The 13,801-nt window shown below is 38.3% G+C and carries 18 protein-coding genes; 11 read left to right on the top strand and 7 right to left on the bottom strand.

What is annotated here, in order from left to right; translation table 11 throughout:
- Nucleotides 1-10 precede the first annotated feature (10 nt).
- The 7 genes from CBM15_RS14990 (at nucleotide 11) to CBM15_RS14960 (ending at nucleotide 4,410) form a co-directional block, all read left to right on the top strand.
- The gene (locus CBM15_RS14990; RefSeq protein WP_087618129.1) at nucleotides 11-835 is read left to right on the top strand and encodes a methyl-accepting chemotaxis protein; all 825 of its coding nucleotides are present in this window, start codon (nucleotides 11-13) and stop codon (nucleotides 833-835) included.
- 168 nt (nucleotides 836-1,003) lie between these two features.
- A complete protein-coding gene (locus CBM15_RS14985; RefSeq protein ID WP_087618128.1) occupies nucleotides 1,004-1,423 on the top strand; it encodes an ABC transporter permease in 420 nt (139 codons plus the stop codon).
- A 38-nt stretch (nucleotides 1,424-1,461) separates the two neighbouring features.
- Entirely contained in the window at nucleotides 1,462-1,911 is a 450-nt protein-coding gene (locus tag CBM15_RS14980) for a GNAT family N-acetyltransferase (protein WP_087618127.1), read from the top strand.
- A gap of 18 nt (nucleotides 1,912-1,929) precedes the next feature.
- Nucleotides 1,930-2,478 carry a GNAT family N-acetyltransferase gene (locus tag CBM15_RS14975; RefSeq protein ID WP_087618126.1) on the top strand — a complete coding sequence of 183 codons (549 nt, stop codon included), beginning with the start codon at nucleotides 1,930-1,932 and terminating at the stop codon, nucleotides 2,476-2,478.
- A 32-nt stretch (nucleotides 2,479-2,510) separates the two neighbouring features.
- Nucleotides 2,511-2,768 carry a YczI family protein gene (locus CBM15_RS14970; RefSeq protein WP_087618125.1) on the top strand — a complete coding sequence of 86 codons (258 nt, stop codon included), beginning with the start codon at nucleotides 2,511-2,513 and terminating at the stop codon, nucleotides 2,766-2,768.
- Between the two features lie 104 nt (nucleotides 2,769-2,872).
- Nucleotides 2,873-3,304 (top strand): NUDIX hydrolase, encoded by a 432-nt coding sequence (locus CBM15_RS14965; RefSeq protein ID WP_087618161.1) that lies wholly within the window; start codon nucleotides 2,873-2,875, stop codon nucleotides 3,302-3,304.
- A gap of 47 nt (nucleotides 3,305-3,351) precedes the next feature.
- On the top strand, nucleotides 3,352-4,410 hold the full coding sequence (locus CBM15_RS14960) for a PQQ-dependent sugar dehydrogenase (RefSeq protein ID WP_087618124.1): 1,059 nt from the start codon (nucleotides 3,352-3,354) through the stop codon (nucleotides 4,408-4,410).
- A gap of 60 nt (nucleotides 4,411-4,470) precedes the next feature.
- On the opposite strand, the gene CBM15_RS14955 is transcribed toward CBM15_RS14960, so the two are convergent.
- The 5 genes from CBM15_RS14955 to CBM15_RS14935 form a co-directional block, all read right to left on the bottom strand.
- Complete coding sequence (locus tag CBM15_RS14955) at nucleotides 4,471-4,671, bottom strand: helix-turn-helix transcriptional regulator (protein WP_087618123.1); 201 nt, start codon at nucleotides 4,669-4,671, stop codon at nucleotides 4,471-4,473.
- Nucleotides 4,668-5,195 carry a DUF6773 family protein gene (locus CBM15_RS14950; RefSeq protein WP_087618122.1) on the bottom strand — a complete coding sequence of 176 codons (528 nt, stop codon included), beginning with the start codon at nucleotides 5,193-5,195 and terminating at the stop codon, nucleotides 4,668-4,670. Before CBM15_RS14950 ends, CBM15_RS14955 begins: the two co-directional genes overlap by 4 nt.
- A 160-nt stretch (nucleotides 5,196-5,355) precedes the next feature.
- The gene (gene lepB / locus CBM15_RS14945) at nucleotides 5,356-5,916 is read right to left on the bottom strand and encodes a signal peptidase I (protein ID WP_087618121.1); all 561 of its coding nucleotides are present in this window, start codon (nucleotides 5,914-5,916) and stop codon (nucleotides 5,356-5,358) included.
- A 47-nt stretch (nucleotides 5,917-5,963) separates the two neighbouring features.
- Complete coding sequence (locus CBM15_RS14940; RefSeq protein WP_087618120.1) at nucleotides 5,964-7,136, bottom strand: M20 metallopeptidase family protein; 1,173 nt, start codon at nucleotides 7,134-7,136, stop codon at nucleotides 5,964-5,966.
- 19 nt (nucleotides 7,137-7,155) lie between these two features.
- A complete protein-coding gene (locus CBM15_RS14935; RefSeq protein WP_087618119.1) occupies nucleotides 7,156-7,698 on the bottom strand; it encodes a GNAT family N-acetyltransferase in 543 nt (180 codons plus the stop codon).
- Nucleotides 7,699-8,092: 394 nt separating this feature from the next.
- Here CBM15_RS14935 and CBM15_RS14930 point away from each other — a divergent pair, with 394 nt between their 5' ends.
- Entirely contained in the window at nucleotides 8,093-9,796 is a 1,704-nt protein-coding gene (locus CBM15_RS14930; RefSeq protein WP_087618118.1) for a bifunctional diguanylate cyclase/phosphodiesterase, read from the top strand.
- A gap of 40 nt (nucleotides 9,797-9,836) precedes the next feature.
- Here the strand turns inward: CBM15_RS14930 and CBM15_RS14925 are convergent, their stop codons facing one another.
- Nucleotides 9,837-10,238 carry a PH domain-containing protein gene (locus CBM15_RS14925; RefSeq protein WP_239835860.1) on the bottom strand — a complete coding sequence of 134 codons (402 nt, stop codon included), beginning with the start codon at nucleotides 10,236-10,238 and terminating at the stop codon, nucleotides 9,837-9,839.
- An 81-nt stretch (nucleotides 10,239-10,319) separates the two neighbouring features.
- Nucleotides 10,320-11,531 carry an NAD(P)/FAD-dependent oxidoreductase gene (locus tag CBM15_RS14920; protein WP_087618117.1) on the bottom strand — a complete coding sequence of 404 codons (1,212 nt, stop codon included), beginning with the start codon at nucleotides 11,529-11,531 and terminating at the stop codon, nucleotides 10,320-10,322.
- Between the two features lie 124 nt (nucleotides 11,532-11,655).
- On the opposite strand from CBM15_RS14920, the gene CBM15_RS14915 reads away from it, so the two are divergent.
- From CBM15_RS14915 to CBM15_RS14905, 3 genes are all read left to right on the top strand, one after another.
- Nucleotides 11,656-12,315 carry a phospholipid phosphatase gene (locus CBM15_RS14915; RefSeq protein ID WP_087618116.1) on the top strand — a complete coding sequence of 220 codons (660 nt, stop codon included), beginning with the start codon at nucleotides 11,656-11,658 and terminating at the stop codon, nucleotides 12,313-12,315.
- Between the two features lie 116 nt (nucleotides 12,316-12,431).
- Nucleotides 12,432-12,746, top strand: coding sequence for a PadR family transcriptional regulator (locus CBM15_RS14910; RefSeq protein WP_008405902.1), 315 nt, complete (start codon nucleotides 12,432-12,434; stop codon nucleotides 12,744-12,746).
- A gap of 2 nt (nucleotides 12,747-12,748) precedes the next feature.
- On the top strand, nucleotides 12,749-13,795 hold the full coding sequence (locus CBM15_RS14905) for a DUF4097 family beta strand repeat-containing protein (protein ID WP_014822479.1): 1,047 nt from the start codon (nucleotides 12,749-12,751) through the stop codon (nucleotides 13,793-13,795).
- Nucleotides 13,796-13,801 lie beyond the last annotated feature (6 nt).

Below are 13,801 nucleotides of genomic sequence, written 5' to 3'. Positions count from 1 at the left end.
GGAGATGGGCATGCATACAAAATTACAAGCAGTAGTAGATACGATGGAGCTATATCAGGCAACTTTTCCGGAAGATGCTTGTATCATTGTAGCAAGCAATGAAGAGGTTGTGGGATACTTACCCGGCAAGTTTATTGATTTAAAAATTAATGTAGGGTTGAAAATGGGAGATTTCCGCGGCACCGTTACAGAGCGTGCATTGACGACAAAGCGTTTTTTAAGAGAAGAAAAGGGTCCGGAAAGATTTGGGTTTGCTTATATTTCATCAGCACAGCCAATTTTTGATGGAGCAGACATAATAGGTGTAGTAAGTGCCACTATTTCAAACAAAAAGATGGATTCTATGCGTCAATTAGCGACAGAATTATCGAGTGCGGTAGAGGAAATGACTGCAACGAATGAAGAGTTAACGGCGGCAAGCATGGATGTATCAAACCGCTTGGATGGCCTTGTCACATCAACAGAAATGATGACGGACGATATTGGGGAAATAAACCAAATGGTCGAACTTGTAAAAGGAATTGCATCAAAATCACAAATTTTAGGATTAAATGCATCGATTGAAGCGGCTCGTTCTGGCGAGCATGGAAGAGGATTTGCCGTCGTAGCGAAGGAAATACAAAAAATGGCGCAGAATAGCAAAGAAAGTGCAGAAAAAATTGCTGCGCAGCTTAATAAAATCCGCACTTCCATCGAAGAAGTTAATGGATCGACAAGTCAAATCGCAGCATTTACAGAACAGTTTGCCACAAGTATGCATGAACTGAACGATGCCTATGGAAATGTTAACAGCACCGCAGAAAAGCTATTGGATATTAGTGAAATAAAATCATAGAAATCGAACAACCACTCCGAAAGATTAACGGAGTGGTTTTTTAATTCACATTCAACCGAATCTTTATGCGGCACCTCAACAATTCGGGAAGTTGCTTACTATATTCAGAGATTTACCACTCCTATATATTCCATTAATTGTTACAATAAGTAAAAGAGGTGAAATGGAATGTTCGGTACAGATGATTATAAAAAAATAGGAAATAATAAAAAACATTTCTTATTTTTTAATCTCATGACAATTCTTTTTTTTACGGGAATATCTTTTACTTTTGTTATTCCAAATTTGAAGGGATTTGACTTGGGTTTTTCATTCTTAGTTTTCCTTATTTATATCGTTGTTGCGAATGTTTTTGTGGGAATTTTTGTTCATAAAACGGAATTGGTTTTTTTCATTTCGTTATTATTCAGTGCTCTGGGAATGGGATGGCGTTTGTGGCTAGAGTGGGGAGAATTCAGTTTAGTCGAGCATACAAACGTTGTTGTGATTGTAGGTTATCCATGTATTACAGCACTTATAATTACTCTTCTTTATGCTGTTTCAGAAAAGTTCAAGACGAAAAAGATTGTCATTGTTGACAGGAAGTAGAGATATATTCTCAATAAAAATCAGGAAGGTGGATATAAATGGAATTACGATTGGCTACTACAGATGATATGGAAATTTTAATAGATTTACGTAAGCGATTATTAGTGGAGGAGGGGCAAACTGTGTCTTCCAATATCGACGAAGAATTAAGAAACTTTTTTGAGAAGCAATTGAACTCAGGTCAATTTGTTCAATGGATTATTGAGGAGGATAAAAATGTGCTCGCTACAGGAGGCATTCAGTTTATCTCCTTTCCACCTAGTTATTCCAATTCGACAGGCATTCGCGGATATATTTTAAATATGTACACAACACCGGAAAGCAGAGGTCGGGGGCTTGCTAAACAGTTGGTCGAACGTATATTTAAAGAAGCTCAAGGAAGAAATGTTCATCACATATTTTTAATTTCTTCACCGATGGGAAAACCGTTATACAAAAAGATAGGTTTTAACGAAAATGATATTTACATGGAGTATTTTATTAATTGATTTTTAGGGGATGAAGAAATGATTTTAGAAACGGAAAGACTCATATTAAAGCCGTATGAAGTTGAATTTGCAGACGCTATTTATGAAGTAGTAAAACATAGGGAGATTGCGGACACAATGGTCATGATTCCGCATCCGTATCCACGTGAAATTGTCGATCGTTGGATTTCGTATTTACAAAAAAGTTTTGAGCAAGGAACGGCCTATGAATTTGCAGTGTTTTTAAAAGAGAGCGGTCGCTATATCGGAAATTGCGGGCTCGTTGCGGTTTCAAAAAACCACCGCAATGCAGAGGTGGGCTATTTTATCGATGTCTCGGAGTGGGGTAATGGCTTTGCAACAGAAGCTTGCAAAAAAATAATTAATTACGGATTCCAGGAACATCAGTTAAATAGAATTTACAGCCGCTGCATGGTTAGAAATATCGCTTCAAGAAAAGTGATGGAGAAGTCCGGAATGGTATGGGAAGGCCGCCACAGACAGGAATTTTTAAAAGATGATGTTTATGAAGATATGGATTATTTAGCTATTTTAGCTGAAGAATATTTTAAGGGAAAACTTATTTAGTTTCATATCATGAATTGAGGTGGGGGTTACAAATGAAGGAAATGAAAGTTGATATACTTGTTGCCTTTCAACTAACTTTTGCATTTTTGGCAACGTTGATTTGTATTTATAGTTTGGTAACAGATCGCTTCCACCTGCAGCCGCTTATGTTTATCTTTATGAGTGCAATGTTTGGGATAATAGGATTTAGAGAATACAGACGGACTCAAAATAAACAGTCAGGAATTCTCTTTTGGGTTGTGTCAGTACTTATATTTGGCGTTGTGTTAGCGGCGTTGTTCGTTAATTAGGAAATGCAAAATAAGAAAGATTCTACTAATGGCAGGGTTTTAAATTTCCTCTATAGAACCTTTTAAAATAAGCGATATAGAGACTTTTAAAAGGACTGATGATATTGGAAAAAATCCAACAGAAAATAATTATAACCCCAAAACATATTGTGTCCGCTGCAACAATTGTGCTGAACAGTAAAAATGAGATTCTGCTTATTAAAGGACCTAAAAGAGGTTGGGAGATGCCGGGTGGTCAAGTAGAAGAAGGCGAGTCTTTGACAGCTGCTGCGATTAGGGAAACAAAAGAAGAATCGGGAATTGATGTGGAAATACTCAAATTCTGCGGTATCTTTCAAAATGTAGAGAAATCTATTTGCAATACGCTGTTCTTGGCGAAGCCAGTCTGGGGAATACCGACAACTTCACCGGAAAGCTTGGAAGTAGGGTACTTCCCAATCAAAGAAGCCTTGGAAATGGTGACATTCGGAAACTTTCGTCAAAGAGTAGAATATTGTTTGGATGCAACGAAGCACCCATTTTTTATACACTTTTAGGTGTAGGAAATGACGAAACAATATGTATCGCAAAGGGAGGTTTTTCTTTGAAGAAATCATTTGTTGGATTAGGAATTACGTTGTTATGTTTAACAGGATGTTCCACAAATGAAATACAACCCGATTCCGTCGCAAATAACTCTCAAAGTATAGAACAATACAAAACAATCGCTACCAATCTTGAAGCACCATGGGCAATTAATAAACTTGGAGACACTTTTTATATAACGGAGCGAACAGGGTATATTGTAAAAGTAGAGCAAGGGGAAATGACAAGGCAGGCTGTAAAACTTGAAAAAACACTTTCCACTGCATCTGAGGCAGGGCTGCTTGGCTTTGTACTGGCGCCGGATTTTGATCAGTCAAATGAAGCCTACGCTTATTATACGTATAAAACAGCGAGTGAGCAGTATAATCGAATTGTAGTGCTTCAACAGGAGAACGGTAGCTGGCGGGAGAAGCGCTTACTTCTTGATCAAATACCTAGTGGTAAATATCATCACGGCGGACGCGTAAAGATCGGTCCGGATCAAAAGCTTTATGTGACAGCAGGTGATGCATCGAATCCACAAACTGCACAGGACCTGACTACACTTGGCGGGAAAATATTGCGCATGAATTTGGACGGGAGCATTCCGGACGATAATCCTTTTCCACATTTATACGTGTACAGCTACGGACACCGAAACCCGCAAGGCATCACCTGGTCAACTGATGGAACAATGTATGCAAGTGAGCATGGGCAAAGCGCAAATGATGAAATTAATAAAATTGAAGCTGGACAAAATTACTGCTGGCCTATAATTGAAGGAGAGGAAGAGCAAGAAGGATTCATATCCCCTTTGTTCACCTCGGGGAGTGAAAGTACATGGGCCCCTTCAGGTATAGCATTCTACGACAACAAACTATATGTTGCAGCACTCCGGGGGACAGCATTGCTCGAATTCGATTTAAAGTCAAAAGAAGTAAAAGAAATCGTCAATAATGTAGGCAGAATCCGCGATGTATGGATTGAAGAGGATACATTGTACTGGATTACGAATAATACGGACGGGCGCGGTACACCAGAAGAAAAGGATGATCAGTTGTATAAGCTAGAATTATAGGAAATTAAAAGGAACGTAAAAGTGAAAAAACTTTTATGCTCCTTTTTATAATGATTGCTTTTATTCGGATTGTTCCCAAAATAGTTCATCCAAAGTTTTACTCAATGTTCTACATATCGCGATACATACACTTAATGTCGGATTGTATTTGCCAAGCTCGATGAGTCCGATTGTTTGGCGAGTGACCCCAACCTTTTTTGCGAGCTCATCTTGTGATAGATCATGTTCAATTCGGGCCATCTTTAAGCGGATATTTTTCATTGGTATCGCCCCACATCATCATCTTCTTCAAGCATTTTGCTGTTTACTTTTTGGCTTTTTTTCAAGGCACTTTTATAGGCAGCAAATAAAAGCAGTAAATAAAATGGAACGTAAATAATGAGTGAAACGAAAAATACTAAAAAGAAATATTCAATAGCCTGAGATGAACTGTCTGCATACTGGTACGCACTGTTAATCCCCATGAAAAGTGAGATAACCAGCCCCATGCCAATACCGATTATTAGCTGTTTTGTGCTGTATGAAAATTTGCTGTTGGCATCATGAAGTTCAACTTCATCCGAAAATACTCCAAGTTGTGAGGAACGGAAGCCGTAGTATAAACTGACGCCTATTAAAATGACTATCTCTGTAGTAACTGACTCCATACTTACTCCGAAGCGATAAAATTTAACCCCAATCGACACGAGAACAATCATCATCGTGAGTAAATATATTTCCCGGTAAATTTTATTTTGAATGTTGTACACGCGCTCATCGACCACTTTTTTGTTCCAAAATCCCATCATATTCCCTCCCAAAATTAATATTATTAAGCTTATTATACAATATATAATTCAAAATGCAATTTATATATGTCATTATGTAATTTATTTAATGCTTAATTAAATACAAAAAAAGCCGCAATTGCTAATGAAAGCAATCACGGCAAGTCTGTTTTTCAGATTATTTGACCAAACCTAATGAGTCGAGCGGGTAAAATCGGATAGATGTAGAGCCAAGAATATGTTCCTTTGAGACAAGACCAATGCGTGGATCTCGGCTGTCACTACTTTTGCGGCGATTATCGCCCATTACAAAATAATAGTCATTCGGAATTTCTGATACACCTGCCAGATCTTCCAGCGTGAAATCAGGAGTCAAATCACCTGGATCGTTAAGAGCAGATTTGTATTCATCCAAATAGGGCTCATCGACTTCCTGACCATTTATATAAAGTACATCGTCTTTATATTCGATATGATCACCTGGAAGGCCGATAATCCGTTTAATAAAATATTCACTTTCTAAACCATCGAACACAATGATATCAAATCGCTCAAAATCATGAAGCGATTTGCCGATTTTATTGACGATAATCCGGTCTCCGTCTTCATATGTCGGCATCATGGAAGCACCTTTCACATCGATCGGAGTAAAAATAAACGTTCGGATTGCTACAACAAACAAGGCGGTTATGGCGATAACTTTGATCCATTCCAACAGCTCGTTTTTTTCTTTTTTCATCTCTATAACCTCCTTTTAGAACATGATAGCTCAAATTAAAATTAATTTTATTTTACAACCCCATGAAGCTTCAATGCCTCCACAAACACATCGGCAATATTCAGCATGGACTGTTCATCCACATCGAATTTTGGATGGTGATGCGGATAGACAGCTTCAATATCCTTATGGCCGCCACCTGTGAAGAAAAACGTCCCCGGCTTTTCCTGTAAATAATAGGTGAAGTCTTCTGCTCCCATGCGAGGTGGGGCATTTAGTAATTGCAAATCTGGCAGGTTAATTGAAACAGCTTCTCGAAGCATAGCTGTTTCGGCCGGGTGATTATATACAGCATCATAACCACGTGTATAGTTAAATTCAAGTTTGGCCCCGTACTGAATTTCAATCGCTTTGCATAAGTTGTTTAACTTTTGCTCCACCATATCGCGGATCGCTGGATTGAATGTACGAACAGTCCCCGTTAAATGGGCTTTCTCGGGAATGACATTGCCGACTGTGCCACTTTCAATTTTTCCGATTGTAATAACAGCAGATTCAATTGGATCGGTATTTCGGCTGACGATCGGCTGCACTCCAAATACAAACTGTGCCGCTGCAACAATCGGGTCTATTGTTTCATGAGGTGATGCGCCATGTCCGCCTTTACCTTGAATAGTAAGCTCAAAGAAATCCGCAGCCGCCATTGCGTAGCCTTCACAAAACAGTACAGTACCTAATTCGCTCCATGAAGATACATGTGAACCGTACACATAGTCGACGCCTTCCAGGCAACCTGCTTCTACCATAGCTTTTGCACCGCCTGGTACAACTTCTTCAGCAAATTGATGGATGAATACAATATTGCCGTGAAGCGCATCACGGTTATCAGCAAGTGATTTTGCTAAACCGAGCAGTGCGGCTGTATGGATATCATGACCACAAGCATGGCTTACTCCATCGACTTTCGATTTGTAAGGTACTTCTTTTTCATCTTGAATCGGAAGTGCATCAAAATCGGCGCGGAACGCAATTGTCGGTCCGTCGTAAGCGCCTTCTAAGCGGCCAACGACGCCATTTCCGCCAACATTTTCTTTTACCTCAATCCCAAAAGAACGAAGCTTTTCAGCAATTAGTTTTGGTGTATTAACTTCTTTGAATGAAAGCTCCGGATACATATGCAGATGTCTTCGAATTTCAACCATGTTCTCATAGTTTGCTTGCAGTTTCTCTTTTACGCTCATCTTCTCCACCCCTGAAAAATTATTCGTTATTCAAAGCTTCCCATTCTTCTCTAAGTAACCCCATGCGAATCGAGTCATAATAATGCCCTTCGTAATAGCGGACTTTACGAATTCTTGCTTCTAGCTGCATTCCGAGCTTTTCGCCAACACGAATCATGCGTTCGTTGCCTGACCATGTCGTAAAACCAACACGCACTAATGGCATTGTATGAAATAAATGGGCAATCCATAATTTTAATGCCCGAGTTCCGATGCCTTTTCCCCACAAATGCCCTTCATGCAGGTTAATGCCCATCTCAAGCCACTTTGACGGTTCGTGTTCCCAGAAGTAGGAGATAATTCCGCGAACAACTCCCGATACTTCAATGACCCAAAAGCTTTCATCCCCGATCCAAGCCTGATTTGTCTGGATAAATTGTTCATAAGGAATCGCTCTATGCGGATAGTACGGCGCATCCCACTTTTTCCACTCGGGCTGTTCATCTTTATATATCAGTTCCCATAAGCGTTCCATATCTTGTTCTGTTATTGGTCGGATAGTTAATTCCTGATCTGTGTACATTGTTTTCCTCTTTTCGAAATAATTTGATGTTCATCTGATTGAAAAGAGGCGAAAGATTACTTTTCAATCACCTTCATAAATATTTTCATTTTCATCAATCCTTTCACTGGAAATTACTATCATTTTATCAGAATATTCCACCGAAAGAAGAGGTTGTTGAACATTTAATAGAGAATCTTCTAGAAATATTTATAGAAATTAACAGATAGGGAAAATAAAAACTACATTTTTATTTATAAAAGAAAGGGGAAAAGTAAAAAATTATAAAAAAACCCCGATATAATCTAAAAGAACTATCAAAATCATGAACTAAGAACTATAATTATGAATTAAAGAATGCAAATTTTCCGAAAATGCACTAGAAAAGAATCACTAAATAGAAGTTGGTGGGTAGATGGTAAAAATAGAAGATACAAATGTACTAGGTTCAATGCAATTGACTGTAGAAGAATTACAAAATATTAAAGTTGCATTAGACGAATCGTCCATTTTGGCAGTTACAGATCAAAGAGGCATTATCACAATTGTAAATGATCGATTTTGTAAAATTTCCAAATACGAACGTTGTGAACTCATTGGTAAAGATCACCGTCTTTTAAATTCAGGCTATCATCCCAAAACTTTTTTTAAGGAAATGTGGCGTACGATAGGTTCAGGCAAGACATGGAACGGAGAAGTGTGTAACCGCGCAAAGGATGGTTCAATCTATTGGGTACAGACGACGATTGTACCGTTTTTGAATGCGAAAGGAAAGCCCTACCAGTATATTTCGATTCGTACAGATATTACCGCACAAAAGAAGATTGGGGAAATGATTCATATTGCACACCATGATGATCTGACAGGACTGCCAAATCGCCGGATGTTGCTTAATGATTTAAAAACGCTAATCGAAGTTGAACAACAGCCATTTTCACTCATGTTATTTGATGTCAATCGGTTTAAAAATATAAATGATGGTTTAGGGCACCACGTCGGGGATATGTTTTTAGCAGAAATTGCGGAGCGAACAAAAACATTGACTAGTCCGTTTATAACTTTTTATCGTTTGAGCGGAGATGAATTCATCTGTATTTTAAGAAATTCAGATCTACTGGAAAGTGCTGCAGAGGATATACAAGCACTATTTAAAAGCCAATTTAATTTAAATAACCATACCTTTTATGCTTCGATCAGTATCGGGGCGGTAAATTACCCGGAGCATGGCTACTCGGCACAAGACATATTAAAATATGCCGATACTGCGATGTATGAGGCGAAAAAAAGCAATAACAGAGGTTTTGTCATTTATAAAAAGCAACAGCGTTTTTCGTATAATCAACTACTAACATTGGAAACAAAGTTACATGATGCCATTAAAAAAGAGGCATTTGAACTGTATTATCAACCGAAAGTGAATTTGCAAACAAATAAAATTGAAGGCATGGAAGCACTGATTCGCTGGTTTGATGATGAGCTTGGTTTCGTACCACCGGATCAGTTCATACCATTTGCGGAAGAGTTTGGCTTGATCAGTGATATCAGTGAGTGGGTTATTGCTAAAGCAGGTCGCCAAGTAACAGAATGGAATGAACGATATAATTTAAACCTTCGTGTGGCTGTTAATATTTCACCGAACCATTTGAAAGCAGAAAACTTTATTGTGCGCTTAAATCGAATTTTAAAGCAGCATGGAATTTCTCCAAGCGCACTGGAAATCGAGATAACAGAAATGAGTTTCTTAGATCAAAATTCAGATTTGCTCCATACGATCAAGCAATTAAGTGAAATGGATATTACGTTAGCTATTGATGATTTTGGGACTGGCTATTCCTCATTAAGCTATTTAAAGAAATTCCCGGTCGATTTATTAAAAATCGACCGTACGTTCATTCATGAAATGTATAAGAACAACGCAGACATTGCCATGGTTTCCGCGATGATTTCTTTGGCACGCGCACTTAATTTAAAAGTAGTGGCGGAAGGTGTTGAGGAACATGCAGATTTGCACCTTTTGCGGGAATTTGATTGTGAATTTGTACAGGGTTACTATTATAGTCGTCCCTTAACAATTGATGATTTTTCAAAACGTTTAAGTGAAAAAGGGATACTCGTGTAAAAAATCCACGCAGATTGCTGATACAATTTGCGTGGATTCCTTACGACTTGAGTGTAATATTTGGATTGATTTCAAGGAGCTTTTTTACAAACAGCTCCTTTTCTTTTGGGGATATAAGAATGACCTGAATATGCGGATCAAATGTAATTTCAATACGGTCGATTGACATTGCCGGAGCCGATAGAGGATTTTTCGATGGACGCAAGCTTCGTATTTGCTTAATCGGAATTCGCTTTTTATAAATACCACCGTAAACGATGAGTTCATCCGCTTTAATTACGTATTTGGTACCGAAAAACAGTATACATAATAAAACAATAATGAATGCCGTAACAAGAAGTAAAACAGCACTTGGCTCGGTAATGACCCCGTATAACATTGAGATCGGCACAAGAATAAATATGAACGCCATCCAAATATCCACTTTTGACTTAAAAACCACGATAAAGCCCCCTTTTACTTAATAGCTTATAACAAAGAAGTGGAATTAAAAATAAAATTCCAGCAATAGGGAACTTTATGGTTATTTAATTCCATATTTCCGGTCCAATGTCACAAGACGTGCATCGTCGTTCGGTCGATTCATGATTAAATCAGCAATTATTTGAGAGCCAAGCATGCTATAAACCGTGCCGTTCCCTCCAAATCCAAGCAGGTAATAGTGATTCGGCTGTTCTGGGTGCTGTCCAATGAATGGTAGATGGTCTAATGACTCACCGAAGGAAGCACAATATTTATACGGTGCATGAAAGCTTTCGCCAGGTATTAATTCATGAAGTTTATCAAGCAGCATATTTGCCATTGCTTCCACTTTTGATTCGTGCTTGGCAGGATTGGCTTTTTTTTCGTCTAATCCTCCGATTATAATGCGGTGATCTACCGTTTTTCGCATATACAAATATGGGCGGGCAGTTTCCCAAATGAGTGCATTTTCATACCAGCTCTCAAAGGTTGGTTTTTGCTCTGTCACAATCGCATAGGAACGGTTAATGTCAGCCCCCTTCATTTTTCCATAAGGAAGACGATCATACCCGGTCGTGTATATAATACGGGATGTTTTAAAAATGCCGTTCATTGTGTGCAAAATAATGTCATTTCCTTTGTCCTCTATAATATTGGCGTACGTATTTTCAAATAAATCTAGTCCTTTAGCAATAAGCTGTTCAGTTAACGAAACAACGAATTTGTAGGGGTTCATTTCCGCATCATTATTTGTGTACAGAGCAGCAGGTGCTTTAAATGGTAAGCGCTTTTCTACGACAAGTTCATTCCAAAACTCAGCAGAGAATCCGTGCTTTACTAAAATCTCGCATTCCTGCTCAAGTTTTGATACATCTTTTTTTTCACTGGCAAAACAGATGCTCGGACGTCGAGTGAAATCTGCCTGATCTTTTAACGGCTGGGCAGTTTTTTCAAGCTGGTCAACTGCCTCCAAGCATAGTTTATAAAAACGTACAGCATCCTCTTCTCCAATTAAATCGCAAAGTTCGTGTAATTGAATATCATTTGAATATTGAAGTAGTCCTGTATTAGCCGAAGTACTGCCTGAGCCGAGTTCATTTCGTTCTATAACGGCTACTGATAATCCTTCATCAATTAGTGCTTTCGCCGTCAATATCCCGCTCATTCCGGCACCTACGATAATCGCGTCATAATGAGGTTTAATTGGTGGGTTCGTGTGAGGTTCTTTTACAAGTGTAGTCGGCCAAAATAATAAACCATTGTGTAATTCCATAATTAGTTCCCCCTTTATTCATCTAAAGAATATTTCCCGCTCGTGCCCCTTTCTAATCTTGAAATATTTAATAACTTAATTTTGGGGTAAAGGGGAAAGAATAGTAATTAAAAGGAGGGGTATGATGGATCCTTATATATTCGGGCTTTTCACGATTGCCTATATTGCCATCTTCGTCTGGGGAATGGCGAAACATAAAAAAACTGCATCCGCCATTTTATTTTTAGTTATTGCTGCCCTAATTTATGATAATACAATATTAGCTTTAGGCCATGTTATCGGAGAGGGAGAGCTGCTTGAAAACCTAAGTTATGGCAGATTTTGGCTCCATGCAATATTCACACCTACTTTAATACTTTTTTCGCTTTTTATAATGAAAGAGGCAAACCTTCATTTTGCCTATAAGGAATGGGTTTCGTTTACATTTGGTGCTTTATGGGTTGTTGCAATGATTGTTGAATATTTTGCGGAACTGAGTGGGCTGGAACTAGCGCCGGAGGAATCGTATGGTGTACTAAGCTACAGTACAACAGAAGCAGCTTCCGGACCGCCCCTAATGATTTTGATTGTTCTTGTGGCCTTATTAATCGCTGCGATCATGCTTGCCCGGAAAAGAAAATGGTGGTGGATGCTTGTCGGTACAATTGTTATGACAATCGGTAGTGCAGTTCCGATTGATATTGGCAGTGACGCGATTACAAATGCCTTTGAGTTAGTTTTAATCGCGACGTTAATGTGGACGGCAATCCATTATTCGAACGACAGACCATATAGAAGGTTTTAACGAACGAAAATTGTGCTGAGGATAAATCTTAGCACAATTATTTTTTGTACACTACCTTGCAATGAACAGTAGTGTTTGTTACACTATTGTATATTAAATAGTAGTGAGGTGAAATAATGAATCCTCAATTTAAAAAAGGTGTGTTGAATTTATGTGTCCTCGCCTTATTAGAAAAGAAAGATATGTATGGATATGAGCTTGTGCAAGCAATTTCTACACAAATTGAAATATCAGAAGGAGCGGTATACCCGCTGTTACGCAGGTTAACAAAAGACGGTCTTTTTACAACATATTTAATGGAATCAACAGAAGGCCCGCCGCGTAAATATTATCAGATTACCGAACTAGGGATTGAACAACTACAGAGCTTACGTAATGAATGGGAAAGTTTTATTTCGGGTGTAAATACTTTAATTCAAGGGAGCAAATAAAAATGAATGAACAACAGTTTTTAGATTTACTTGATAACCATTTAATAAAATTACAACAGCAAGAAAGAGATGACATACGCAGAGACTTTGAAGAATACTTCGAAAATGGCCGTGCAGAAGGAAAGACAACTGAAGAAATTATAAAATCATTCGGAAATATTGAAGAGCTGGCTGAAGAGCTCCTTGCTTCATATGATGAAGAAGACTTTATGGAAAATGTGGCGGTTATGAAAAATGATAAGCCAATTCCGTATCGAAATGTAGATATTGAGGCTAATGGTGTGAATGTTGTAATTGTTCCAACTGACGCTGACGAGGCACTTATTGAAACAAAGGATAAGGACCAGTTGACTGAAGCATCCATGCTAATAAAAGATGACACACTTTTCATCTCTATAAAGCGTCAGGAACAGGTCCGTCGTTTTTGGTTCATTACAATAATAGGGACAATCAACACAATTGATACAGTCATTTATCTGCCTAAGAAACAATATGAAAAGCTCGTGATTCAAAATGACAACGGCAGAATTAAGGTGTCTGAAACAATCGCACAGCAATTTTATCTAAAATCAGATAATGGCCGTATTTTAACGGATCATATTCAAGGGAAAGTACTTGATGCTCATTCGGATAATGGCCGAGTGGTGCTTACAGAGACGAATATTGAACATGTAAAAGCTAGTTCCAATAATGGCAGGATTATTGCAGAGGATGTAATGGGTCAAGAGCTTCAGTTAGAATCTGATAACGGACGTGTTGAGATTAAAAATGTGGTAGGCAAAATTCATGCGCAGTCACGAAATGGCCGAATTGTTGCTCAGCTAAAATCTGTTCAATCACCATTAAATTTTGTATCTGATAATGGGCAAATCATATTGAGTACAGAAGGAAAACTTCAAAATATTGAAATTGATAGTTGGACAGCATGGGGATCCGTATCCATTTATAATGAAAAAACATCGCATTATTCCCATGGCACTAAAGAACACACAATTCAATTAAAAACGAGCAATGGGAAAATAACGGTGGAGGATCTTTTAGCACAGTAGTCTATG

Origin of the sequence: Solibacillus kalamii (assembly GCF_002174535.1) — a bacterium.
Taxonomy (GTDB): Bacteria; Bacillota; Bacilli; order Bacillales_A; family Planococcaceae; genus Solibacillus; species Solibacillus silvestris.
The sequence above is the reverse complement of the archived record's forward strand: the minus strand, read 5'-3'. Positions and strand labels throughout refer to the sequence as shown.

Excerpts from the sequence above, each read along its gene's own strand:
- CBM15_RS14910 (WP_008405902.1), top strand. The coding sequence starts at position 12,432 with ATGAATCCTCAATTTAAAAAAGGTGTGTTGAATTTATGTGTCCTCGCC.
- CBM15_RS14905 (WP_014822479.1), top strand. The coding sequence starts at position 12,749 with ATGAATGAACAACAGTTTTTAGATTTACTTGATAACCATTTAATAAAA.
- CBM15_RS14950 (WP_087618122.1), bottom strand. The coding sequence starts at position 5,195 with ATGGGATTTTGGAACAAAAAAGTGGTCGATGAGCGCGTGTACAACATT.
- CBM15_RS14980 (WP_087618127.1), top strand. The coding sequence starts at position 1,462 with ATGGAATTACGATTGGCTACTACAGATGATATGGAAATTTTAATAGAT.
- lepB (WP_087618121.1), bottom strand. The coding sequence starts at position 5,916 with ATGAAAAAAGAAAAAAACGAGCTGTTGGAATGGATCAAAGTTATCGCC.
- CBM15_RS14990 (WP_087618129.1), top strand. The coding sequence starts at position 11 with ATGCATACAAAATTACAAGCAGTAGTAGATACGATGGAGCTATATCAG.
- CBM15_RS14955 (WP_087618123.1), bottom strand. The coding sequence starts at position 4,671 with ATGAAAAATATCCGCTTAAAGATGGCCCGAATTGAACATGATCTATCA.
- CBM15_RS14930 (WP_087618118.1), top strand. The coding sequence starts at position 8,093 with ATGGTAAAAATAGAAGATACAAATGTACTAGGTTCAATGCAATTGACT.
- CBM15_RS14975 (WP_087618126.1), top strand. The coding sequence starts at position 1,930 with ATGATTTTAGAAACGGAAAGACTCATATTAAAGCCGTATGAAGTTGAA.
- CBM15_RS14915 (WP_087618116.1), top strand. The coding sequence starts at position 11,656 with ATGGATCCTTATATATTCGGGCTTTTCACGATTGCCTATATTGCCATC.
- CBM15_RS14940 (WP_087618120.1), bottom strand. The coding sequence starts at position 7,136 with ATGAGCGTAAAAGAGAAACTGCAAGCAAACTATGAGAACATGGTTGAA.
- CBM15_RS14985 (WP_087618128.1), top strand. The coding sequence starts at position 1,004 with ATGTTCGGTACAGATGATTATAAAAAAATAGGAAATAATAAAAAACAT.
- CBM15_RS14935 (WP_087618119.1), bottom strand. The coding sequence starts at position 7,698 with ATGTACACAGATCAGGAATTAACTATCCGACCAATAACAGAACAAGAT.
- CBM15_RS14970 (WP_087618125.1), top strand. The coding sequence starts at position 2,511 with ATGAAGGAAATGAAAGTTGATATACTTGTTGCCTTTCAACTAACTTTT.
- CBM15_RS14920 (WP_087618117.1), bottom strand. The coding sequence starts at position 11,531 with ATGGAATTACACAATGGTTTATTATTTTGGCCGACTACACTTGTAAAA.